Below are 22,068 nucleotides of genomic sequence, written 5' to 3'. Positions count from 1 at the left end.
GGTCTGACCGATCAGCCTTTCGGCTTCGGCGACGACGCCGGACGTGGCTCCGATCGACGAGCCCTCGGGAAGACGGAGCTGGAGAAAGAGCTCCTTGCGCTCCGATAACGGGAAGAATTGCTGCTGGACGAAGCCGAACCCGACGACAGCAGCGGCGAAGATGCCGACCGTGACGACGACAGTCGTCAGCCGCCAACGCACGCAGATCTGGATCGCCCGGCGCAGGGCGCGGTACAGGCGGGTATCGTAGATCGCGCCGGGGTCTCCGTGTGCGCCGCCCTTGGACAGCGACGACGGCAGCAGCAGGACCCCGAGATAGGGCGTGAAGACCACCGCCACGATCCAGGACAGGGCGAGCGCGATCCCGACGACCCAGAAGATGCCGCCGGCATACTCGCCCGCACCCGATTTCGCGAAGCCGACGGGCAGGAAGCCCGCGACCGTGACGGCGGTGCCGGTCAGCATCGGGAAGGCGGTCGATCGCCAGGCAAAGGCTGCGGCCTGGATGCGGTCGTAGCCCTGCTCCATCTTCACCACCATCATCTCGACCGCGATGATGGCATCGTCGACCAGCAGCCCGAGCGCGATGATCAGCGCACCGAGCGTGATCCGGTGCAGGTCCATGCCGAGCATGTACATCACGACGAAGGTGGCTGCGAGCACCAGCGGCACCGAAAGTGCGACCACGATCCCCGTGCGCCAGCCGAGCGACAGGAACGAGACACCGAGCACGATGGCGAGCGCTTCGACGAAGGAGCGCTCGAACTCGAAGATCGACTCCGCGACGATCTCGGGCTGGTCGGCAATCTGCTCGAACTTGACCCCCTGCGGCACGTCCGACTGGAACGCACGCGTCGCGGCGGCCACCTCCTTGCCGAAATTCAGGATATTRGCGCCGCGCGCCATCACGACGCCCACGCCGAGCGCGGGTTCGCCGCGTTGGCGGACAAGAAAGCTCGGTGGGTCGACGAAGCCGCGCGTCACGGTTGCGATATCGCCGAGCCGGAAGGTGCGTCCTCCGGCATCGACCGGCGTTTCGGCCACCGCCTTGACGCCGTCGAGCGCTCCGGTGACGCGAAGCGGAATGCGTTGCGCGTTCRTCTCGACGGTCCCGGYGGGCGTCACGTCGTTCTGGCGGGCCAGCGAGTCGAAGAGCGCCTGCGGCGCCACGCCGAGCGTCGCCAACTTGGCATGGCTGAACTCGACATAGATGCGCTCCGGCTGGACGCCGTAGATGTTCACCTTCGCGACGCCGGGAACCCGGAGCAGCCGTTGCCGCAACGCGTCGGCGACCTTCTTGAGCTGAGCGTAGTCTGCGCCGTCGCCCGTCAGCATCGTGAGGATCGAGTCGACATCGCCGTACTCGTCATTGACGTTCGGGCCGATCACGCCCGCCGGCAGGGAGGGCCGGACATCGTCCATCTTCTTGCGGAGCTGATAGAACAGGCCCGCGACCTCGGCCGGCGGAGTGCTGTCCTTGAACGAGATCTGCATGGCCGCAAAGGACGGCTTCACATAGGTCTGCACCTTGTCGAAATAGGCCAGCTCCTGCAGCTTCTTCTCGATGGGGTCGGCGACCTGGTCCTGCATCTCGCGCGCAGTGGCGCCTGGCCACACCGCCGTCAGCACGGCGTCCTTGATCGTGAAGTTCGGATCCTCCGAACGCCCGAGCCGCATGAAAGACAACGTCCCCGCTATCGCGATCACGATGATCAGGAAGAGGACGAGGGCGCGGTGCTCGACAGCCCAGCGCGAAAGGTTGAATTCTTTCATGGCGTCCTGGGCCTTCTCAGAATGAGAATTGATCGACGGCGCGAACGGTCAGGCCGGCGTCAAGCTTCTGCGCGCCAAGCAGGACCACGCGGTCGCCCTCCGCGAGCCCGGCAGAGACGATCACGTCCTTCGCTTCGTAGACGGCGACAGTGACCGGCTTGGCTGCGAGCTTTCCGTCCGGGCGCACGGTCCACACCGACGGCCCCGCGCCCTGGTTGACGAGCGCTGTCAGCGGCAGGCGAACGATGCGCTCGGGATCGGAATCGGTCAGGGTTACGGTCGCCGTCATGCCGAGTTGCACTTCCGGGCCTGCTGCCGCGACAGGGAAGCGCGCGAGATAGGTCCGCGTCGCGGCGTCGGCGGCAGGCGACAGTTCACGCAAGGTCGCGCCATAGCGGACCCCGGCGTTCGACCAGAGCGTGACGACGGCCTTCGCCTGTCGCGCGCGTTCGACCGAGGCCTCCGGGATCGCCACGACGGCCTCCTTTTCTGCTGTGCGGGCAAGCCGGATCGCCGCGTATCCCGGCTGGACGACCTGGCCGGGCTCGACCGCGGTCGCCGTGATGACACCGTTCGCGTCGGCGCGCAGGACGGCGTAGGACGAGGCGTTCCTGGCGAGGTCCAGCGCACGTTCAGCGCGGGCGAGGCGGCTCCGCGCCTCCTCCGAAGCGGCGCGCCTTGCGTCGAGCGTGGCGGCTGTCGTCCACCCCTGCTTGATCAGCGACCTGGCGCGATCGAAATCGGCCTCGGCCTGCGCCCGGCTTGCGGCCGCTGCCGCGCGCTCCGCCTCGGCCTGTGCGACCTGGAGCCCGAAATCGGCCTCGTCGAGCGTKGCGAGCACGTCGCCGTCCCGGACCACGTCCCCGACATTCACGAGCCGCTTGGCGACCTTCCCCTGCACGCGGAAGCCAAGATCGCTTTCGACGCGGGCACGAATGACACCGACGAGGCTGCGCTCGCCGGTCCTTGGCTCGAAGGCGACGGCCGGAGCCAGGACGGGGCGGGCCTGGTCGTGCGTTTCGGCGCGCTCTGCGCCGTCCGAAGGCCCGCAACCGGCGAGCACCGCGGCGAGCCCCACAATGGATGTGGCGCGAAAGACGTTGGAAAGCAGTGGTGATCCGCGCATGGCGCCCTCGAACTGTTGTGAGGCCGGACAGGGGTGCTGCGGAAGGTCTGGATCGCGGGTTTGACGCGCGGATCGCACCTTCAGGAAACACCGGTAGCGCAAGCATGATCGGCTAACGTGTGACGAATGTCAATATTCGTCACACGTATTTTGTCATTTGATTATCGTCGCTGCGGGACCTTCCGCCTGGGCCGCCCCGGCGCTCGCCGCGTTCGGGGGGCGGTCTCCGTGAAGTGTCCGTGTTCGCTGAAAGGGGCCGTAGCGCGCACCGCGCGTCAGCTCGAGCGTGGTCGTGAGAGCGCTGACGGTGAGCCCGAAATCGCCGCGCGCGTTCGATCTGCCGCTGGCGCCGCCGGTCGCACCGGGGAGGGCGCCTTGCCCGACCAGCGAATCCTGGTAGAGCGGAATTCCGGCTCCTTTCGAAGGAAATCGCAATGCCGGATCTCTCCACCCTCATGCTCTTTGCCGCCGCTTCCGTGGTGCTCACCGCCACGCCCGGCCCCGACATGCTGCTGATTGCCTCGCGCAGCATCAGCCAGGGGCGCAGCGCCGGGTTTTTGACCTATGCCGGCATCGCGCTCGGCACCTATTGCCATGCGCTTGCTGCCGCGCTCGGGCTGTCCCAGCTCTTCCTGACCGTGCCGATCGCCTATGAGATCCTGCGCTGGGCCGGCTGCGCCTATCTGCTCTATCTCGCCTGGAAGACCTTGCGCGCGGACGGAGCAGGGTTTTCTCCGACAGCGACGCTGCAGCGGCTGTCAGGGCGGCGGATCCTCGGGGAGGGCCTTGCGACCAACCTGCTCAATCCAAAAATGGCGCTCTTCGTCCTGGCGCTGTTTCCGCAATTCGTGACGCCTGAAGGCGGCTCGATGGTGGCGCAGATGCTGGTGCTGGCCACGATCATCAACGGCATCGGCTTCCTCGTGAATGGCGCGGTGATCCTGCTCGGCACCCGGCTTCGTAGCCTTGTTGCCGGCCGGCTCCGCTTCCCCAGGTTGCCCCAGTATCTGCTCGCCGGCGTGTTCGCGGGGCTGGCCTGCCGCCTTGCGCTCGGGGCCAGGAACTGAGCGCGCCGCGCGCGTGACACAACCCGAGGCAAAAAAAACGCCCGGCCGCGGAAACCGTGGCCGGGCGTTTTCAAGAGAGGGGAGCTTTCGCCCTTACTTCGCGGCGCTGGCGAAGGACTGCCAGCGCTTCAGGAATTCGTCGCGCTTGGCGGCCGCCTCGTCCTCGTCGATGCCGAAGACCTTGACGCTGTCCATGGCCGGCAGCTCGACATGTTTGGAGACGTCGATATCGCTGCGGCTCGGCCGGCGGAAGGCGTTCTCCAGAAGGGCGATCTGGGCCTCCTTCGAGAGCATCAGGTCATAGGCGGCCTTTGCCGTGGCGCCGCCCGGCGCACCCTTGATCAGCACCTGGAATTCCGGCGTGCTGAACGTGCCCTCGCTGGGGTAGACCAGCGAGATCTCGCGCTGACCGCCGGCGACATAGGCATAGGCGTTCGACTCGAAGGTCAGGCCGATCGGGTATTCGCCCTGGCCGACGCTGCGCAGCACGGTCGAGGCGGCGCTGGAGACCGTCAGGTTCGCGGCGAGCGCCTTCAGCCCATCGGGGCCGAGCAGCTTCTCGACGCCCCACAGGATCGTATAGGYGGTCGAGCTGTTGGCGGGGTCGGCGATGATGATCTTGCCCTTGAAGGCCGGGTCGAGCAGCTCCTTCCAGGTTTTTGGCGCCGGCTTGCCGCCGAGCTGGTTCTTGTTGACCATGGCCACGACGAGATGGACGTTCGAGGCCGTCCAGAGGTTCTCCGGCTGGCGCAGGGCTGCCGGGATCGCGGCCGCTTCCGGCGAGGCATAGGGCTCGAAGAGCGGCTTGAAGGCGCCGAGCGTATTGGCGCTCGAGCTCCAGAACAGATCGGCCTGGGGCTTGGCGGCTTCAGCCTCGATCCGGCGCAGGAGCTGGCCTGAGCCGCCGGTGATCGTGCTGATCTTGAGTTTTGCCTGCTTGTCCTTGGCGACGCCGAGCACGGCGTCCACGGCCTGCGCATTGTTCGAGGTGTAGAGCACGACGGTGCCCGCAGCACCCTGGGCGAGAGCCGGTAGCGCCGGTGCGGCCGCAAGGCCGGCGAGCCCGGCAAGGACGGCGCGGCGGTCGATCAGGTTTGTCATGGTCGTTCCTTTCTCCCCGCCTTCCCCTTGCTGTGTCCGGACGGCGAGGCGGAGCCGGCCCGGCTTGGTCGTTTTCTGGATCCGTTCAGGCCTTTGACGAGAACAGGTCGATCTTGAAGACGCGGGTCGCGACGATGATCGGGATCAGGATCACCGCGACCAGCACGAGGCCATAGGCCGAGGCCGAGGCCATCAGGTTGGAATCGATCAGCTTGTAGATCTGGATCGGCATCGTCTCGCGCCCGCCGGAATAGACGATGATCGAGGCCGAGAGCTCGGCGACGGTGGTCGTCCAGGTCAGCACCGCGGCCGCGGCGACCGCCGGCAGCATCAGCGGCAGCACGACCTTGAAGAAGGTCGCGACCGGCGGCACGCCGAGGCTGACCGAGGCCTCCTCGATCGAGTTCGGGATATTGTAGAGCGTCGAGGAGGAGTTGCGGATGCCGAAGGGCAGGCGGCGCACGACATAGGCGAGCACGATGATGCTGGCCGTCCCGGTMAGCGGCAGGAAGCCGGTGTTGAAGGACATCACCAGGCCAAGGCCGATGATCGTGCCCGACAGCGCCAGCGGCAGCGCCGTCAGATAGTCCAGCGCCGGCGTCAGGATATTGCGCTTCTTGACGATGAGATAGCTGACGAGCGCGCTGAAGGTGATGCCGATCACCGTTGCAACCGCCGAATAGGCCAGCGTGTTCAGCACCGGATCGGGCGCGATCCGCACCAGCCGCTCGACATGGGCCGTCGTCCATTCGCCCCAGCGCATCACCGGGCCGCGCGAGACGGTGAAGGCGCCGATCACGATCGAGCCGAGCGGCAGCAGCGAGACGACGACGAGCAGCCCGGCGAGCAGGCCGATGAACAGGCCTGGCAGGCCGCGCAGCCGCTCGGCCCTGGCGCCGCGGCCTTGCGTGACCTCGTGGCGGCCGCGCGAGACGACCCAGCGCTGCACGAAGAGCACGATCATCACGAGCGCGATCGAGACCGTCGCCAGCGTCGACTGCATCACCGGGTCGGAGCCGCCCTCGGCGACCGCCGCCTGGTAGGTCAGCACCGAGAGCAGCGGCACGCGGCTGCCCAGAATGGTCGCGGTCGCGAAATTGCCGACGACGAGGGTGAAGACGAGGAGCGAACTCGCCAGAACCGAGGGCAGGACCACGGGCAGCATCACGCGCAGCCGCGAGCGCGCCGGCGAGGTGCCGAGGCTCTGGGCGGCTTCCTCGAGCTGGACGTCGAAGCCGCGGATGGCGGCGAGCGTGCCGATATAGATGTAGGTGTAATAGGTGAAGGTCATCACCGTGATCAGGCCGGGCCAGCCGTAGAAGCTCGGGATGTCGATGCCGCGCGCGCCGAGATAGCGGGTGATGAAGCCGTTATTGCCGAGCATCATCAGCCAGGTCTGGGCCGCGATGACCTCGGGGATGACCAGCGTGATCAGCGGCAGGACCGCGACGATCGATTTGCCCGGGAATTCGAAGCGCGCCGTGAAATAGGCGAGCGGCACGCMGATCAGCGTCGTGGTCAGGGTGACGGCGACGCCGAGCACGATCGTGTTGAGGATGGCGGCGAAATATTTCGGATCGGCCGCGAGCAGCGCCCAGCCGCTATGGCTGCCGCTGCCCAGGCTGCCGGTCAGCACCCTGAGCAGGGGATAGAGCAGGAAGACGGCCAGGATCCCGAGCGCCAGCGCCGAGAACCAGAACCAGACCGAGCGGAACTGCCGGCTCATGATGCGAGCACCAGCGTCCGGGCGGGATCGAAGCCGAGGCCGACCTTGGCGCCGGGCTCGAAACGGTCATGGGCGCCGCTCTGGAGATCGACCGCCAGAATCCGCCCGCTGTCGAGCACGACCTTGTAGCTGGTCTTGCCGCCGAGATATTGCCGATGCGCGATGCGCCCGGGCAGCGTGCCGGCGCTGCCGGGCTCGGCGAGCAGGATGTCTTCTGGCCGCGCCACCAGCGTCGCGCGGCCGGCCGCGAGCGCCGCTGGCGCACGGGCCGCGATCGCCGTGCCGTCGAGCACGACCGGGCCGGTCTCGCCGGCCTGGCGCGCCAGCGTATCGACCTCGACCAGATTGGCGCCGCCGACGAAGTCCGCGACATAGCTGGTGCGGGGCTCGCGATAGATCTGGGCCGCGGTGCCGACCTGCTCGAGCCGGCCCTGGTTCATCACGCCGATGCGGTCGGACATGGCCAGCGCCTCTTCGCGGTCATGGGTGACGAAGACGGTGGTGATCTTCGCCTCGCGCTGCAGCTCGACGATGGTCTCGCGCACCTGCAGGCGCAGCTTGGCATCGAGATTGGAGAGCGGCTCGTCCATCAGCAGCACCTGCGGCTGGATGACGAGGGCACGCGCCAGCGCGACGCGCTGGCGCTGGCCGCCCGACAGCGCGGCCGGATGGCGCTGTCCGAGATGGCCGAGGCCGACGCGCTCCAGTGAGGCCTGGACCTTGGACTTGATCACGCCTTCCGCCTGCCGGCGAGCACGCAGGCCATAGGCGACATTGTCGAAGACGGTCTTGTCGGGAAACAGTGCGTAGTCCTGGAAGACCATGCCGATATCGCGCTTATGCGGCGGCAGATGCGTCACCTCGGTGCCGCCGAAGCGCAGATGCCCGCGCTCGGCCGGGACGAAACCGGCAATGGTGCGCAGCAGGGTGGTCTTGCCGCAGCCGCTGGGGCCGAGCAGGGTGAAGAACGAGCCTGGCTCGATCGTCAGTTCGAGCCCGTCGATGATGCGCTGGCCGCCATAGGCGACGGCCAGATTCTCGATCGCGATACCCATGTTTCCCCCTCGGTGCTGGAACTCCGGCGGATCGGCGCCGTCTCGGAGCGGGTTGGCTCAGTGTTTCATGCTGGTCTCGACGAGCCGCAGCATCTCGCGGTGGCGCGCGGGATCGCCCGCCGCCATGATGCGCTTGCCCGTGCTCTGGGTGAGCGGCTGGCCTTCCCAGTCGGTGACGACGCCGCCGGCGCCCTCGATGATCGGGCGGAAGGGCGCGAAGTCCCAGAGCTTCATCCTGGTGTCGAAGGCGGCATCGGTCCGCCCGCTCGCCAGCAGGCCAAAGCTCATGCAGGCGCCGCCCCAGATGCGCCAGGCGGTCGCCGCGCGCATGGCGTCGAGCGCCGGGCGCTCCTCGTCGTCGAAGAAATCGGGATTGCTGGCGGAGAGAATGGCCTCATCCAGCGCGCCGCAGGCGCGGGTGCGGCAGGGGCTGCCATTATGCAGGGTCGGCCGGCCCTTGACGCCGATCCAGCGGTCGCCGGTGACGGGATGGTCGATGATGCCGATGATCGGCTCGCCCTCGCGCATCAGCGCGATCAGCGTGCCATAGACCGGCAGGCCGGCAATGAAGGCGGCGGTGCCGTCGATCGGGTCGAGCACCCAGACCAGATCGGCGTCGGAATTCGCGGAGGCTTCCTCCTCGCCGATGATGCCATGGCTCGGAAAGCGGTCGGCGATGCGCTCGCGCAGGCGCCGTTCGATGCGCGCATCGAGCGCGGTGACGAAGCTGCGGTCGGGCTTGACCTCGACATCGGGCCGGACGGTTGCAGCCTCCCGCAGGATGCTGCCGCTCTCCTGCGCCAATTGCCAGGCGAAGGCGAGCCAGCTGTCTTCCTCTTCCTTGGAGCGCATCCCCGCCTCACCACCGCTTCGATATGTCATCAGAATGTCATGATACAAGAAAAATACAATAAGTATTTTGCTTCGCCGACTATGGAATCGGGCGCCGTGCGGGGCATGGAACGAGGAGCGATGCCCGGAAAAACCGCAGGGCCGCGCCTGCCGCCCTCAGGAACGGCCGCTCCAGCGTGACGCAGCGGGCCGTCGCTCCGCGAAAACTTGTTAGCCGGGAAGCAAGCGCACGGCCAGCGCGGCGTTCACCCGATGCCGCGCTCGCGTCTGTTCTGTCGCCTATGTGACGACGAAGCCGTGGGCGAATGGGTCGCGATCGTCGATGAAGATCGTGTTGATGCCGGTCATCCTGGCCCAGCCGGCGATGGAGGGGACGATCGCCGGCTTGCCCGCGACGGTGGTCGCCGCCTCGACGCGGCCGTTGAACAGCGAGCCGATGATCGATTCATGCACGAACTCGTCGCCGACCTTGAGCCGGCCCTTGGCCGCGAGCTGCGCCATGCGCGCCGAGGTGCCGGTGCCGCAGGGCGAGCGGTCGATCGCCTTCTCGCCGTAGAACACGGCATTGCGCGCGTGCGCTTCGGGCTTCGTCGGCTTGCCCGTCCACTGGATATGGCTCAGGCCACTGATCTGCGGATGCTCGGGATGGACGAACTCGTATTTGGCATTGAGCGCGGCGCGCAGTTTTGGCGACCAGCCGACGAGCTCGCCGGCGGTATGGTCGGCCATATCCCGAAAATTCTTCTGCGGCTCGACGATCGCATAGAAATTGCCGCCATAGGCGACATCGACGACGATCTCGCCGAGCCCTTCGACCTCGGCCGTCAGGCCTTCGGCGGCGAGGAAGCCCGGCACATTGGTCAGGCGCACCTCCTCGACGAAGCGGCCCTCCTGGCGATAGGTGATGTCGACCTTGCCGGCGGGCGCGTCGATCGAGAGCTTGCCCGGCTCGCGCGGGGTGATCAGGCCGTTCTCGATGCCCATGGTGATCGTGCCGATGGTGCCGTGGCCGCACATCGGCAGGCAGCCGGAGGTCTCGATGAAGAGCACGGCGACGTCGCAATCGGGCCGGGTCGGCGGATAGAGGATCGAGCCCGACATCATGTCGTGCCCGCGCGGCTCGAACATCAGGCCGGTGCGGATCCAGTCGAACTCGCGCAGGAAATGCGCGCGCTTCTCCAGCATGTCGGCCCCTTCCAGCCGCGGGCCGCCGCCCGAGACGAGGCGGACCGGATTGCCGCAGGTATGTCCGTCGATGCAGGAGAAGGTGTAGCTGGCCATGGTCCGGGCCCTTCAGAAGCGCTGCGGGGAAAAGGGGGCAAGGTCGATCGCGGGCTCGCGCCCGGTCAAGAGATCGGCGACGATCCGGGCTGTGCCTGCCGACTGGGTCAGGCCGAGATGGCCATGGCCGAAGGCGTGGATCACGCGTGGCGTGGCCCGCGCCCGCCCGATCGCCGGCAGGCTGTCGGGCAGCGAGGGACGAAAGCCCATCCACTGCACGCCGCCCTCGGGCTTCAGGCCGGGCAGGAAGAGGCGCGCCTTCTTCAGCATCGCGTCCGAACGGGCGAAATTCGGCGGCAGCTTCAGGCCGCCAAGCTCGACGGCGCCACCGACGCGGATGCCGGTCGAGAGCCGGGTCGCAACGAAGCCGTGGCCGCCAAAAGTGATTTGCGTGCGCAGGTCGAAGGCATCAGCGGGGAGGGTGGTGTTGTAGCCGCGCTCGGTTTCGAGCGGGATGTGCTCTGCGAGGCTGCGGGCGATCAGATGGGAGAAGGCGCCCGCTGCGATGACGACCTGCGGCGCGCGGCGTGTGCCGCCGTCGCGCGAATGGATCGCGACAGTATCCCCGAGTGGCGTGAGGCCCGAGACGTCGAGACGCTCGATCGCGCCGCCCTTGCTGCGGAACGCCTCCGCGAGGGCCAGGGTGTAGAGTTTGGGATCGGCAATCGAGTACCAGCCGGGCGTGAAGGTGCCATGCGTGAAGCGCGGCGCAAGGCCGGGCTGGATCTCGGCCATGTCAGCGGCATCGAGATGGCGAAATGCGACGCCGTGCCTTTCCCGCGCCTGCCAGCCGGGAAGCGAGGCCTTCAGCTCGGCTTCGCTCTCATAGACCTGGAGGTTGCCCTCCTTGCGCAGCATGAAGCTGGTGCCGGTGGCCTGCAGCAGCGGCTCGAGCTCGGCTTTCGACAGGTCCATCAGGGCCGTCTGCGCCGCCGTGGACTGCTCCACGTTCCGGGGCGAGCAGGCTCGCCAGAAGCGATACATCCAGGKGGCGATCTGCAGCGCATAGCGCGGCGGCACCGAGAGCGGCCCCAAAGGGTCGGCAAGCCAGCGCGGCGCCTTCTTGAGAATGCCGGGCGATGCGAGCGGCAGGATATCGGTGAAGGCGAAGGCGCCGGCATTGCCGGCTGACGCGCCGGCCGCCGGTCCTTCGCGATCAAGCACGATGACCGACAGGCCGCGCCCCTGCGCCGCGATCGCGACGGAGAGGCCGACGACGCCGGCGCCTATGACGATGACATCGGGATCGGCCATCAGCTCAGACCTGCGGGACTCAATCGGCGAGCGGACGCGGCGTGGCGGCGGAAAGCTCCGCCGCCACGCCCGACCTTAAACCCGCCCTCAGGCGGCATATTTCTGGACGGCGCCGGGAAGCGTGTTCCAGGCMGCATACCAGCTGTCGAAGAGCGCGAGCTGCGCCTCGGCATAGCCGCGCTGGCTCGCGGTCAAGGCATCCGTCTCGTTGAAGTGCAGGGTGTATTCCTTGGCCCCCTTCAGCACCATCATGTGCTTGAAATAGAGCACGAGATCGGGACCCTCGTCGAAGGAGGAGAGCACGCCGAGAGCCTGCTCGAGCTCCAGCGCGCGCTGGCGCGCCTCGGCATCGCCGGCCGCCGCCGCCTGGGAGAGCTTGCAGAGATGGATCACTTCCTTCGGCAGCACATTGCCGATGCCGGTGATCGCGCCCGTCGCGCCGCAATTCACATAGCCATGGACGACGGCGGTATCGACGCCGATCATCAGCGAGACGTCATCGTCGCCGCTGGTGATGGTCTCGGCGGCATAGCGCATGTCGGCCGGACCGCCGAATTCCTTGAAGCCGACGAGGTTCTTGTGCTCGGCCCGCAGGGCGAAGAACAGGTCGGCCCGCGTCGCAAAGCCGTAATAGGGGCTATTATAGATCACCGCCGGCAGATCCGGCGCGGCCGAGAGGATCGCCTTGAAATGCGCCTTCTGGGCGAGGAGGACGGTGCCGCGGGACAAGACGCGCGGGATCACCATCAAGCCCTGGGCGCCGACCTTCTGCGCATGGGCCGCGTGAGCCACCGCTAAAGCGGTGTTGACCGCGCCGGTGCCGACGATCACCGGAATGCCGGCCTTCACCAGGCGCTCGACGCCTTCCATGCGCTGGGCATCGGTCAGCAGCGGCCAATCTCCCATCGAGCCGCAATAGACCACCGCAGACATGCCTTCAGCGATCAGCTCCTTGCCCTTGCGCACCAGGGCATCGAAGTCGGGGGTTCGATCCGCCTTGCACGGGGTCATCAGCGCGGGGATCACACCGGAGAAAATCTTGGCCTTCATGTCGATCTCCTTCTGGCTTGCCGAATGGTGGAGTTCGCAGCGCCGCAAGGGCGACGACGCTCGTCTCTGCGTTCTGATATATCTGTTTGCATATTATTTGTCGACAAGAATTAGGCGAGCGTCCTAAAGGGCAATCTCCAGGCGCTCGTCGCCGACCATAAGCTTCTGGATTTGCTGGACGATCTGATCGGCATGCGCCTTGCCGAGGCGCTCGGCCGCGACGACGTCCCGGGCGATGATCGCGGCGATCATCGCTTCATGCTCCTCGACGAAACGCTGAGGCAGCCGGTCCTCGTAGGACTGATAGTAGAGCCTGAGGAAGCGCCGCCCTTCATCGAGCAGGCGGCTGAACAGGCTGTTGAAATACGGGTTGCGGCCGGCCTCGGCGATGGCGGAATGAAACGCCGCGTTCGTCGCGATCATCGCCAGCGCGTCCTGCGCCTGCACGGCGGCGGCGAATTCCTTCTGCCGGGCGCGGATGGTGACCAGATCCTGCGGGCGATGATGCTGTGCCGCGAGCTGCGTCGTCACCCGGTACATCAGCACGAGGGCGTCGAAGAACGGCGACATGTTGAGGAAATCGAGGTTCGACACCATCGTCGAGCGGTTGGGCAGCGTGTCGATCAGCCCTTCGCCCGCCAGCCGCACCAGCGCCTCGCGAATGGGCGTGCGCGACATCTTGAATCGCTCGGCGAGCTGGACTTCGTCGATCGGGCTGCCCGGCRGCAGCACGAGGTCGAGGATCTCGTCCCGCAGCAGATCATAGACGACCTTCACGCCCGAGCCGCGCTTGCGCTCGGGAGCGGCGGCAGATTGTTTCGTCGTCTTCATCGGCAGATCCTCTTGTCGACAAGAAGGATACTGGCGGCGCCAAGGCGGATCAATCGCTTCGAGGGGCGCCTTGCGCACGCAACGAAACGAAACTCGCCTGACGCACAGCCAAAGCGGGAAGGGCGGGCCCGCTCTGGGCCCGCCCTGAAGATCGATGGCGACGGTGATGGATCGGCTCGACCGTCCTGGTCCGGTCACTTCGCGTTGGCGGCTTTCTCGATGATCTCGGCGACGACGGCCGGCTTCGAGACATAGACGGCATGGCTGCCCTTGGTCTCGACGACGGTTGATCCGGCGCGCTTGGCCATCTGGTGCTGGGCCGGGGGCGGGATCATGTGGTCGTCGCTGGCGACGAGATAGAAGCTCGGCTTCATCTTCCAGGCCGGATTGGTGACCGCGCCGGCCAGCGCCGCGACGCCCCAGGGCACCTGCGAATCCGCCATCAGGGCGGCGGTGTCGGCATCGACATCGGCGGCGAAGGCGGCGGCGAACCTAGCCTTGTCGAGGGCGAGGAAGCCGTCGACGGGCGGCAGGATCGGCGGGACTGATGCGCCGGGAGGCGGGTTGGCGATCAGCGAGGAGACCGACTCGCCCTGATCCGGCGCGAAGGCGGCGATGTAGACGACCGCCTTGACCTTCGGATCGGTGCCGGCCTCGCTGACGACGACGCCGCCATAGGAATGGCCGACCAGGATGACCGGGCCATCCTGCTGGGCGATCGCCCGCTTGGTGAAGGCGACATCGTCGGCCAGCGAGGTCGTCGGGTTCTGGACGATGGTGACGCTGTAGCCCTTTTTCCGGAGGATATTGTAGACGCCCTGCCAGCCCGAGCCGTCGACGAAGCCGCCATGGACGAGGACGACGTTCCTGACGGCAGGGGCGGCCTCGGCGGCGGTGCCGGCGACGACGGCGGAGAGGGCAACGGTAGCGGAGAGGGCGGCGGCAGCGATCAGGGACTTGGTCATGACGGTGGCTCCTTCCTGTTTCTGCGATAATCATTATCGCGATATGTAACTCGATACAGAGGCCCCGCGGCCTTGTAAAGCGATTTCTTTATCGCGATATTGTTTTTCGAGATCTGGGCCCGCGAGGCCCCTGGAGGATGCCGATGACCGATGCCCCGACGCTGCCGCTCGACGGCCAGCTCTGTTTCTCGATCTATTCCGCCTCGCTGGCGATCCAGCGCGTCTACAAGCCGATGCTGGACGCGCTCGGCGTGACCTATACGCAATATCTCGTGCTGAGCGCGCTCTGGGAGCGGGACGGCCTGACGATCGGGGCGATCGGCGAGCGCCTCGCGCTCGAGCCGAGCACGATCACGCCCGCGGTCAAGCGGCTCGAGGCGGCGGGCTTTCTCGCCCGTCGGCGCAGCACCATCGACGAGCGTCTGGTCGAGGTCCATCTCACGGAGAAGGGCAGGAGCCTGCATCCCAAGACAGGGTGCCTGACCGATGCGCTCTTGCGCCATTCCGGCTTCGCCGTGCCCGAGATGATCGAGCTCAACAGCCGCGTCCAGGCCCTGCGCCAGGGCATGCGCGACGCAACCGGCGCCCACCAGGCGGCCGGAGCGGAGGGCGTGGAATGACCATGTGATCGACCGCCCGGCGCTATCGCTCCATCGCCTCGAGATTCCCGAGCACGCGACGGAGTAATGCGATCAGCGTCTGCAGGTCTTCAGCCGAGAGACCACGCGTCATCTCTTCATTGCTCTGCTGAAGGATCGCCCGTCCCGCCGGCAGGCGGTCGCGTGCCTCCTGCGTCAGCGAGATCAGGCTGCTGCGGCGATCGGCCGGATCGGGCTCCCGCCGGATGATGCCGTCACGCTCCATGCGCGCGAGAAGCTGCGCCATTGTCGGCTGTTCGACCCTTGCCCAGCGCGCGAGCTCGGTTTGCGATCGACCGTCCCCGTCTTTCAGGGCGGCCAGCACCGGAAGCTGAGCGGTGGCGAAACCAATCTTTCCGAGGCGTAGATCACCGATCCGGGCCAGGCCGCGCGCGATCCGGCTGAAATAATGGCCGGGATAGGCCATCGGGTCCCAGTCCTCGGATGTCATTGCATAGGCTCCTATGTTGTTATATAGGCTCCTATGTATATTGAGGATCCTGTCATGACAACCAGACCGAAAATCGCGATCATCGGCGGCGGCCCCGGCGGGTTGATGCTCGCCCGGCTCCTTCTGTTGCGCGGGCTTCAGCCGACAGTCTTCGAGCGGGATCGCCATGCCGGTGACCGGCCACAGGGTGGCTCGCTCGATCTCCACGCCGAGACCGGCCAGCAGGCTATCGCCCGGGCTGGGCTCGAAGCCGAGTTTCGCGCCGTGGCGCGGCCCGAGGATCAGGGCGACCGGCTCTATGACCAGAACGGCACGCTGTTGTTCGACCGCGACGGTGCCGGAGACAATCGACCGGAGGTCGACCGGACCGCCTTGCGCCAGATCCTGCTCGGCTCGCTTGCGCCCATGACGCTGCGTTGGGCGAGCAAGGTCGATGCCGTGACACCGATCGAGGCGGGCGGGTTTGATGTCGTCGTCGACGGAATCTCGGAACGCTTCGATATCGTCATCGGTGCGGATGGGGCATGGTCGCGTGTCCGCGCCCTGCTCTCCGATGCCCGGCCGCTCTACGAGGGGGTAACGCTGGTCGAGTTCGGCTTCGCTGCCGAACGCCATCCCGACGTCGATGGGTTGGTCGGGAGCGGCAAGATGTTCGCCGTCGGCGACAATCGGGTGCTGATCGCGCAACGCAATGGACACCGCCATATCCGCGGCTACGCGGGTCTGCGTCTTCCCGAGGCGGWGGCGCGCGATTGGATGTCGCTCGGCGACGATCGCATCCGGGCAATGCTGCGCGATCGTTTCGCAGGTTGGGCGCCGTCCCTCGTCCATCTCATCGACAGTGGCGAGCTTATCGCCGTCCGCCCGCTCTATGCGCTGCCGATCGATCATTCCTGGCAAAGCAGGGTGGGGCTGACCTTGCTTGGGGACGCAGCCCATCTGATGTCGCCCTTCGGCGGCGAGGGCGTGAATCTGGCGCTCGCCGATGCCGTCGACCTGGCAGACGCGCTGACAAGCGGAGATGGATGGGGCGCGGTTGCCGCTTACGAAGCCGCGATGATGCGACGGGCGAGACCTGCCGCGGAAGGCGCGGCCGAAGGACTGGCTGGTGCGGTGTCGGCCGAGGGCGTCGCGGCCGTTCTGGATCATTATCGCCAGCGGGTCGAAGCCTGACATGCTCCTGGAGGCATTCATCGGCCCGGACTTGACGAGCGCGATCTGGCGACGCTGTTGATTGCGGCGGCTTCCGCTTAATCTCGGCCGACCCGAAGATTGGCCGGCGGCGAGAAGCCGACAGCTCCGGCAAGGCGAAGGCGGCGATGGTGGCATTTCTGATGGATGGCCCGGCTGAGGCGAGGACAACGATCCTCCTGGCGCATGGCGCGGGGGCTCCGATGGATTCCGCTTCGATGACGGCCAACGCCGGCGCTCTGGCTGCGGCCGGTCTTCGCGTGGCCCGGTTCGAGTTCGGTTACATGGCAGGTCGGCGGACATCAGCTGGTCGAAAGCCACCGMCGCGCGCCGAAACCCTGATCTCGGAATATGCCGCCGCCATCGGCGCGCTTGATTGCAAGGGACCGCTCATCATCGGCGGCAAATCGATGGGTGGACGTGTCGCCAGCATGCTGGCCGACGAGTGGCACGCATCCGGCCGGATCGCCGGCCTGCTCTGCCTTGGCTATCCCTTCCACCCGATCGGCAAGCCCGAGCAGCTGCGCACGGCGCATCTCGAGACCATGAAGACGCCGACGCTGATCGCCCAGGGGACGAGGGACCTGTTCGGAACGCGCGAGGAGGTGTCGGCTTACACGCTCTCCAGCGCCATCGAGATMCTCTGGCTCGACGATGGCGATCACGACCTGAAGCCGCGCAAGGCGGTCTCGGGCTATTCCATCGACGACCATCTGAGGACGCTGTCGAACAAGGTCGCCGCCTGGGCGGATAGCCTCACGGCATAGGGGCACGGCCGGCGCGGGCAGGGGAAGCGGCGCGACCCCGGGCCCGGCGCCGCTTCGTCGGTCTGGCCGGCCTCAGGTTCCGTCCGGCCCGCTGCTTTTGAGTTCCCAGGTCAGGATCGCGAGAGCCAGGTTCTCAAGCTCCAGCTCGGCCATCGGATGGTGGGCGGCGGCGTGGAGATCACGCGCCCTGGCGCAGGCGCGAATATAGTCCGCCTCCGAGCTCAGCATCACGGAGCGCCGGTTCGGGTAGCCTGGCGCGCGGTTCCGCCGGCGGTCGGGTCGCTCTTCACGCATGCATGGCCATGCCGGTTCGTGAGACGATACTGCTCATGCCTTAGAGTGAGGCCGGTTCACGCCAATCGCAACCCCGAGATTACCATTGGGCGCGAATCGTCCAACGGCACGCGAATTCGAGGGCGTGCTTCAGCCAGGACGCAGGTCCCCGCCAGGGCATCATCTCTCCGGAGTGGGCGAGKGCGGTTCCGATCAGGTCCCGCCTATTGACGCACCAGGATGATCTCGGAGGTCTGCAGGATCGGGCCGCCGGGCGTGAGGTTATCCGCGACGGTCATCCGCAGGATGCCGCGGCCGTCATTCTGGATGACCATCGCGGCCTGCGTGTCGCCATTGACCGGGCGCGGCCACTCGATGCGAAGGTTCAGGGTGTCGCCGCTGCGCGTGCCGCTGAGCCGGGCGGGGCCGATCCGGGCGCCGGTATAGGTGCCGTGATAGGTGCCGGAGCGCGGATCATAAGTGACATCGATCGCGACCGGGCGCACGAAGATCAGATAGGCGCGGCAGCTGCCTTGCGCGCTGATCCGATTTTCGGTGGGCCGCCCCATGATCGAACAGGTCACGTGCCGCGGCTGGCTGCCGCCGTCGCGCTGGACCTTGCCGGAGCCGGACCAGTCGCCGCGAAAACGCTCGAGAAAGTCGGATTCGGCAGCGCGGGCAGGATTGCAGACGAGGATGACAAGGAGGCAGCACAGGCAAGCCGCCGCGATGCCGCAGCGTGTCGCCCTGCCGATGACCCGGTGCTGCAGGATCGCCCTGGAAGCCAGTTGGACCGGAATGCCGGGCGTAAGAGTGTCCGCGACCGTCATGCCGAGCCTCCCCGGCTCTGGCTGCCTTGAGCCCGGCTAGCGTCTGGAGCCTAGCGACTGCGGCCCTCTCAACGGGCCCGGCAGGGCCGGTCCTCGTTCACGGGCGCCTGATCACGGCAGGGGTGTTCGCTCCCGCAGTCAGCCTTTGCGCGGCGAGCACCACCTCGAGGCGGTTGCGCGCGTTCAGCTTGGCCATCAGATTGGTCATGTAACCCTTGACGGTCTTGGCGCTGAGCGACAGCTCGCGGGCGATTTCGTTGTTCATCTTGCCGAGCAGCAGCAGATTGACGATCTGCTGCTCCCGGACGCTGAGCCTGTTGCTGACCGCCTTCTGTCTTTCGAGGGTCTTTTCTTTCAACGCACAGATCAGCTTGGTCGCGAAGGAGGGCGTGACATAGACATCGCCTCGCTGTGCCGCCTGAAGAGCCTGGAAGAGGTCTTCTCCGGGACTGCCTTTCAGGACATAGCCCTTGGCCCCGGCATCCAGCGCCCTGATCGCGTCTTCCGTGCTKGCCGAGGCGGTGAACACCACGATCTTCGTCTCAGGAGCGATCTTCAACGCGTCCGCAATCGCCTGGAAGACATCCCCCGCCATGCTGAGATCGACGATCATCTCATCCGGGCGATGCGTTCTGGCGATCGGCACGATGTGATCTGCGACAGTCCCCGTCGCGGCGAGCATGAAACCGCCCCAGCGTTTCAGCAGCACGGCGATCCCCTCCATCAGCATGGGGTGATCATCGACGATCGCAACCGAAAGGTCCGGCATGGCTGACCTCTGCACTCTACCCCCAAGCCTGACCGGATGGTTGCGTAGTCAACGCTCTTTGTAAATCCTCTCAAAATGAGAACAATCTCGATTCAATCGGGTCGACAAACCTGTCTTGCTAAACCTTAGGTAGAAGAGTTCCGTTTTCTGCGCCTGAGGTTGTGGCTGGCGGCAGGCGGGAGGGCATTCTGCCGCCGCTGCGGCGGTCACCCGGGCCGGCTGAGACCAGCAATGGCAATCTCGTTCAGCGCAATCGTCAGGTCCGCCCATCCCCGTCAGGTCGGGCGCCGGCCCATCTCGCCAAGCGTTTAGTTTAAAAATATTCTAGTTATAGATTTGAGTATTTCTAAGTTATTGAAGTATCGTGACAAATCGCCGCGCAGTCTGTAACTGGTCGCTATTCTGCACGAGGACAGATGCGGTGGATCTTCTGAGCACGCGATCGATCAGGAATAATATCCGGCGTGACTGGAGCCGCCCGTCGGCCAAGCCCATGTATTGCGGAATCATGAGATCTTCTTGTTCAGCCGGTCTGCGCATCTCGGCGCGCGCGATAACCAGCGATTGCTTGAGCCGATCCGCACCAGAACCGTCTTCCTGGAGCATGAGCCGATCATGGGCGGTCGGGCGAGGGGAGGCCGCCGGTTGAACACTGGCGGCTGGGCCAGGACCGCTGCGCCATCCCCATGCGCAAACGGCAATCGATAGAGCGAGGATCATGATGGACAGGCATTCACAATCCGTGCCGGGCTGGTTTGCTTGGCTGACCCGGCGCGTGGCGCTCATGGCCGCCCTGGCCCTGCTTGCCGCACCGGGCATCCGCAGCGCGCAGGCTGCCGACACCATGATCGAGGTGACCGACCTTGCCGGCCGCACCGTCAAGGTCAAGAAGGGCGTGCAACGGGCCATCCTCGGCGAGGGCCGGCTATTCTCCGCGACGGTCGTGCTGATGGGCAAGGACAAGCCCTTCGCGCGGCTCGCCGCCATCGGCGACGATCTGCCGAAATTCGACCCCGACACCTGGAACCGCTACCTGGCGGATGTCCCTGCCGCCAAGTCGGTGACATTGGTGAGGGCGCTCGCCTCGAGCGATTTCAGCGTGGAGAAGGCGATCACGCTTGATGCGGACCTCGTCATCCTGTCGCTCGGCTTCCTGGACAAGGCGATGCAGTCCGGTGTCGTCGACAACCTGGCCAAGGCCGGCATTCCGACGATCTTCATCGATTTCCGCGAGCGCCCGACGCAGAACACCGTGCCGAGCATGCTTCTGCTCGGCCGGGTCTTCGACCGCATGGACGCGGCCAATAGCTTCATCGACTATTATTCGMAGCAGATGCGGCGGGTCTACAACGTCACGACGCGGCTGAAGCAGGATCAGCGGCCGCTGGTCTTTGCCGAGCAGGCTGCCGGCCTCAACCCGTCTGCCTGCTGCCAGTCCTTCGGCAATTTCAACTTCGGCGAATTCGTCTCCGAAGCCGGCGGCATGAACTGGGGATCGAAGTATTTTTCCGGTGCCGGCGGCATGGTAATCCGGAGAAGATCATCGTCGATGATCCGCAATTCCTGCTGATGACCGGCGCCAACTGGTCGAACAGCAACCCCGGCAATATCGCCGTCTGGCTCGGCTACGAGACCCAGCCTGAACGCGCCGCCGCGCAGTTCAAGGGCCTCGTCGCCCGGACCGGATTTCCGGGGCTGACGGCCGTCAAGAACAGGAAGGTGATGGCGATCTATCACCAGTTCTACCAGAGCCCGTATCACTTCGTGGCCATCCAGGCGCTCGCCAAGTGGCTGCACCCCAACGAGTTCAAGGATCTCGACGCCCGGGCGACCTTCCAGGAACTGCATGACCGCTTCCTGCCGATCAAGCTGACTGGCAAGTTCTGGATCGAGATGAACTGATCGCCATGGCCCTGTCCGATATGCCGGCCTTCGAGCCGCCTGCCGATACGGCCAGCGAGCGCTATCGGCGGCGGGTGCTGGGCAAGCTCCTGCTCGCTGTCGGGGCGCTTGCGCTGCTCACGCTGGCGCTCGTGGTCGATGTCTCGGTGGGGCCCGGCAATTTCCCCTTGATGGATGTGGCGCGCGTCATCCTCGAACCGGGATCGATGGGCCCGAAGCTCGACGTGATCGTCTGGGATGTGCGCCTGCCCGTCGCGGTGATGGCCATTCTCGTCGGTGCCATGCTGGGCACTGCCGGGGCGCAGATGCAGACCATCCTCGGCAATCCTCTCGCCGATCCGTTCACGCTCGGCATCTCGTCGGCGGCGAGCTTCGGTGCGGCGCTTGCCATCGCGACCGGCGTCTCGCTCGTGCCTTTCGCGGGGGCCTTCCTGGTGACGGCGAACGCCTTCCTGTTCGCGCTCGCGACCTCGGCGATCCTGTTCCTGTTCACGCGGCTGCGCGGCGTCACCGTCGAGACCTTCGTGCTCGTCGGCATCGCGCTGTTCTTCACCTTCAATGCGCTTCTGGCCTTCATCCAGTTCCACTCGTCCGAAACCCAGCTGCAGCAGATCATCTTCTGGATGATGGGCAGCCTGTCGCGCGCCACCTGGACGAAGCTCGGGATCTGCGCCGGCCTGCTTCGAGTCATCCTGCCGTTCTGCCTGCATCGCAGCTGGATGCTGACCGCGCTCACCATGGGCGACGAGCGGGCCGCCGCCCTTGGCGTGCGCGTCGCGCGGCTGCGCCTCGAAATGCTGGTCTGCATCTCGCTGCTGGCCTCGACCGCCGTCGCCTTCGTCGGCACGATCGGCTTCATCGGCCTGGTGGGGCCGCATATCGCCCGGCTTCTGGTCGGCGAGGACCAGCGCTATTTCGTGCCGGTCGCGGCGATTGCCGGCGGCCTCATCCTGTCCGTCGCGTCGACGCTGTCGAAGGGCATTACCCCGGGGATCATCTATCCCATCGGCATCATCACCGCCCTCGTCGGCGTGCCGTTCTTCCTTAGCCTCGTGATGTCGATCCGCCGGGAGCGCTGGCAATGAGCCTTTCAATCGAGTCGATCGGTTTCGCCTATCGTGGCCGMGGCGACGTCTTCGACGGACTCAGCGCTCTGGGGCTCGAGC

The 22,068-nt window shown here is 66.3% G+C and carries 23 protein-coding genes; 7 read left to right on the top strand and 16 right to left on the bottom strand.

Translation table 11 applies throughout. The annotated features are described in order from the left end of the window. Together AC1DJT_RS17305 and AC1DJT_RS17300 are read right to left on the bottom strand one after the other, a co-directional pair. On the bottom strand, nt 1–1,773 hold a 1,773-nt coding region (locus AC1DJT_RS17305; RefSeq protein WP_476834513.1), incomplete at its 3' end, for an efflux RND transporter permease subunit. Between the two features lie 16 nt (nt 1,774–1,789). Continuing rightward, nucleotides 1,790–2,899, bottom strand: a complete 1,110-nt coding sequence (locus AC1DJT_RS17300) for an efflux RND transporter periplasmic adaptor subunit (RefSeq protein WP_441488644.1) — start codon at nt 2,897–2,899, stop codon at nt 1,790–1,792. 434 nt (nt 2,900–3,333) lie between these two features. On the opposite strand from AC1DJT_RS17300, the gene AC1DJT_RS17295 reads away from it, so the two are divergent. Then, entirely contained in the window at nt 3,334–3,966 is a 633-nt protein-coding gene (locus tag AC1DJT_RS17295; RefSeq protein WP_476770045.1) for a LysE family translocator, read from the top strand. A 93-nt stretch (nt 3,967–4,059) separates the two neighbouring features. On the opposite strand, the gene AC1DJT_RS17290 is transcribed toward AC1DJT_RS17295, so the two are convergent. From AC1DJT_RS17290 to AC1DJT_RS17250, 9 genes are all read right to left on the bottom strand, one after another. Next, nucleotides 4,060–5,067 carry an ABC transporter substrate-binding protein gene (locus tag AC1DJT_RS17290; protein WP_476834512.1) on the bottom strand — a complete coding sequence of 336 codons (1,008 nt, stop codon included), beginning with the start codon at nt 5,065–5,067 and terminating at the stop codon, nt 4,060–4,062. A gap of 85 nt (nt 5,068–5,152) precedes the next feature. Then, on the bottom strand, nt 5,153–6,793 hold the full coding sequence (locus AC1DJT_RS17285; protein WP_476834511.1) for an ABC transporter permease: 1,641 nt from the start codon (nt 6,791–6,793) through the stop codon (nt 5,153–5,155). Continuing rightward, entirely contained in the window at nt 6,790–7,848 is a 1,059-nt protein-coding gene (locus AC1DJT_RS17280) for an ABC transporter ATP-binding protein (RefSeq protein WP_476770042.1), read from the bottom strand. The genes AC1DJT_RS17285 and AC1DJT_RS17280 overlap by 4 nt, the downstream gene beginning before the upstream one ends. Nucleotides 7,849–7,905: 57 nt before the next feature. Further along, on the bottom strand, nt 7,906–8,730 hold the full coding sequence (locus AC1DJT_RS17275; protein WP_476770041.1) for an inositol monophosphatase family protein: 825 nt from the start codon (nt 8,728–8,730) through the stop codon (nt 7,906–7,908). A gap of 249 nt (nt 8,731–8,979) precedes the next feature. Continuing rightward, nucleotides 8,980–9,981, bottom strand: coding sequence for a 4-hydroxyproline epimerase (locus tag AC1DJT_RS17270; protein WP_441488638.1), 1,002 nt, complete (start codon nt 9,979–9,981; stop codon nt 8,980–8,982). A gap of 12 nt (nt 9,982–9,993) precedes the next feature. Further along, on the bottom strand, nt 9,994–11,235 hold the full coding sequence (locus tag AC1DJT_RS17265) for an NAD(P)/FAD-dependent oxidoreductase (protein ID WP_476834510.1): 1,242 nt from the start codon (nt 11,233–11,235) through the stop codon (nt 9,994–9,996). An 87-nt stretch (nt 11,236–11,322) separates the two neighbouring features. Next, nucleotides 11,323–12,285: a dihydrodipicolinate synthase family protein gene (locus AC1DJT_RS17260; RefSeq protein WP_441488636.1), complete on the bottom strand. Its 963-nt coding sequence runs from the start codon at nt 12,283–12,285 to the stop codon at nt 11,323–11,325. A gap of 123 nt (nt 12,286–12,408) precedes the next feature. Next, nucleotides 12,409–13,116 carry a GntR family transcriptional regulator gene (locus AC1DJT_RS17255; protein ID WP_476834509.1) on the bottom strand — a complete coding sequence of 236 codons (708 nt, stop codon included), beginning with the start codon at nt 13,114–13,116 and terminating at the stop codon, nt 12,409–12,411. A gap of 194 nt (nt 13,117–13,310) precedes the next feature. Then, nucleotides 13,311–14,081, bottom strand: coding sequence for an alpha/beta hydrolase (locus AC1DJT_RS17250; RefSeq protein WP_441504710.1), 771 nt, complete (start codon nt 14,079–14,081; stop codon nt 13,311–13,313). Nucleotides 14,082–14,224: 143 nt separating this feature from the next. On the opposite strand from AC1DJT_RS17250, the gene AC1DJT_RS17245 reads away from it, so the two are divergent. Beyond that, nucleotides 14,225–14,701 (top strand): MarR family winged helix-turn-helix transcriptional regulator, encoded by a 477-nt coding sequence (locus tag AC1DJT_RS17245; RefSeq protein ID WP_441504709.1) that lies wholly within the window; start codon nt 14,225–14,227, stop codon nt 14,699–14,701. Between the two features lie 22 nt (nt 14,702–14,723). Here AC1DJT_RS17245 and AC1DJT_RS17240 read toward each other — a convergent pair whose 3' ends face one another. Further along, a complete protein-coding gene (locus AC1DJT_RS17240) occupies nt 14,724–15,170 on the bottom strand; it encodes a MarR family winged helix-turn-helix transcriptional regulator (protein WP_441504708.1) in 447 nt (148 codons plus the stop codon). Nucleotides 15,171–15,224: 54 nt separating this feature from the next. Between AC1DJT_RS17240 and AC1DJT_RS17235 the strand changes: the two genes are divergently transcribed. After that, on the top strand, nt 15,225–16,343 hold the full coding sequence (locus AC1DJT_RS17235; protein ID WP_476834508.1) for an FAD-dependent oxidoreductase: 1,119 nt from the start codon (nt 15,225–15,227) through the stop codon (nt 16,341–16,343). A gap of 146 nt (nt 16,344–16,489) precedes the next feature. Continuing rightward, nucleotides 16,490–17,128 carry an alpha/beta hydrolase family protein gene (locus tag AC1DJT_RS17230; RefSeq protein WP_476834507.1) on the top strand — a complete coding sequence of 213 codons (639 nt, stop codon included), beginning with the start codon at nt 16,490–16,492 and terminating at the stop codon, nt 17,126–17,128. Nucleotides 17,129–17,200: 72 nt separating this feature from the next. Here the strand turns inward: AC1DJT_RS17230 and AC1DJT_RS17225 are convergent, their stop codons facing one another. From AC1DJT_RS17225 to AC1DJT_RS17210, 4 genes are all read right to left on the bottom strand, one after another. Further along, nucleotides 17,201–17,422 carry a hypothetical protein gene (locus tag AC1DJT_RS17225; RefSeq protein WP_069876938.1) on the bottom strand — a complete coding sequence of 74 codons (222 nt, stop codon included), beginning with the start codon at nt 17,420–17,422 and terminating at the stop codon, nt 17,201–17,203. A gap of 203 nt (nt 17,423–17,625) precedes the next feature. Continuing rightward, a complete protein-coding gene (locus AC1DJT_RS17220; RefSeq protein ID WP_441504705.1) occupies nt 17,626–18,231 on the bottom strand; it encodes a hypothetical protein in 606 nt (201 codons plus the stop codon). 97 nt (nt 18,232–18,328) lie between these two features. Next, entirely contained in the window at nt 18,329–19,000 is a 672-nt protein-coding gene (locus AC1DJT_RS17215; protein WP_441504704.1) for a LuxR C-terminal-related transcriptional regulator, read from the bottom strand. A gap of 351 nt (nt 19,001–19,351) precedes the next feature. Then, nucleotides 19,352–19,606: a hypothetical protein gene (locus tag AC1DJT_RS17210; RefSeq protein ID WP_441504703.1), complete on the bottom strand. Its 255-nt coding sequence runs from the start codon at nt 19,604–19,606 to the stop codon at nt 19,352–19,354. A gap of 115 nt (nt 19,607–19,721) precedes the next feature. Here AC1DJT_RS17210 and AC1DJT_RS17205 point away from each other — a divergent pair, with 115 nt between their 5' ends. Genes AC1DJT_RS17205 through AC1DJT_RS17195 form a run of 3 tightly spaced genes read left to right on the top strand, consistent with a single transcriptional unit; the run spans nt 19,722 to nt 21,987 of the window. Further along, nucleotides 19,722–20,570, top strand: a complete 849-nt coding sequence (locus AC1DJT_RS17205) for an ABC transporter substrate-binding protein (protein WP_476834506.1) — start codon at nt 19,722–19,724, stop codon at nt 20,568–20,570. Then, nucleotides 20,570–20,902 carry a TroA family protein gene (locus AC1DJT_RS17200; protein WP_441504701.1) on the top strand — a complete coding sequence of 111 codons (333 nt, stop codon included), beginning with the start codon at nt 20,570–20,572 and terminating at the stop codon, nt 20,900–20,902. Before AC1DJT_RS17205 ends, AC1DJT_RS17200 begins: the two co-directional genes overlap by 1 nt. Nucleotides 20,903–20,913: 11 nt before the next feature. Beyond that, nucleotides 20,914–21,987 (top strand): FecCD family ABC transporter permease, encoded by a 1,074-nt coding sequence (locus tag AC1DJT_RS17195; protein WP_476834514.1) that lies wholly within the window; start codon nt 20,914–20,916, stop codon nt 21,985–21,987. The last annotated feature ends 81 nt before the right edge of the window (nt 21,988–22,068 follow it).

It is taken from the genome of Allobosea sp. 05T422_2, assembly GCF_056396265.1.
The sequence above is the reverse complement of the archived record's forward strand: the minus strand, read 5'-3'. Positions and strand labels throughout refer to the sequence as shown.

What these genes read in the sequence shown, in the direction of transcription:
- AC1DJT_RS17210 (WP_441504703.1), bottom strand. Translation starts at nt 19,606, where the DNA reads ATGCTCCAGGAAGACGGTTCTGGTGCGGATCGGCTCAAGCAATCGCTG.
- AC1DJT_RS17250 (WP_441504710.1), bottom strand. Translation starts at nt 14,081, where the DNA reads ATGACCAAGTCCCTGATCGCTGCCGCCGCCCTCTCCGCTACCGTTGCC.
- AC1DJT_RS17270 (WP_441488638.1), bottom strand. Translation starts at nt 9,981, where the DNA reads ATGGCCAGCTACACCTTCTCCTGCATCGACGGACATACCTGCGGCAAT.
- AC1DJT_RS17240 (WP_441504708.1), bottom strand. Translation starts at nt 15,170, where the DNA reads ATGACATCCGAGGACTGGGACCCGATGGCCTATCCCGGCCATTATTTC.
- AC1DJT_RS17200 (WP_441504701.1), top strand. Translation starts at nt 20,570, where the DNA reads ATGACCGGCGCCAACTGGTCGAACAGCAACCCCGGCAATATCGCCGTC.
- AC1DJT_RS17220 (WP_441504705.1), bottom strand. Translation starts at nt 18,231, where the DNA reads ATGACGGTCGCGGACACTCTTACGCCCGGCATTCCGGTCCAACTGGCT.
- AC1DJT_RS17225 (WP_069876938.1), bottom strand. Translation starts at nt 17,422, where the DNA reads ATGCGTGAAGAGCGACCCGACCGCCGGCGGAACCGCGCGCCAGGCTAC.
- AC1DJT_RS17275 (WP_476770041.1), bottom strand. Translation starts at nt 8,730, where the DNA reads ATGACATATCGAAGCGGTGGTGAGGCGGGGATGCGCTCCAAGGAAGAG.
- AC1DJT_RS17280 (WP_476770042.1), bottom strand. Translation starts at nt 7,848, where the DNA reads ATGGGTATCGCGATCGAGAATCTGGCCGTCGCCTATGGCGGCCAGCGC.
- AC1DJT_RS17245 (WP_441504709.1), top strand. Translation starts at nt 14,225, where the DNA reads ATGACCGATGCCCCGACGCTGCCGCTCGACGGCCAGCTCTGTTTCTCG.
- AC1DJT_RS17295 (WP_476770045.1), top strand. Translation starts at nt 3,334, where the DNA reads ATGCCGGATCTCTCCACCCTCATGCTCTTTGCCGCCGCTTCCGTGGTG.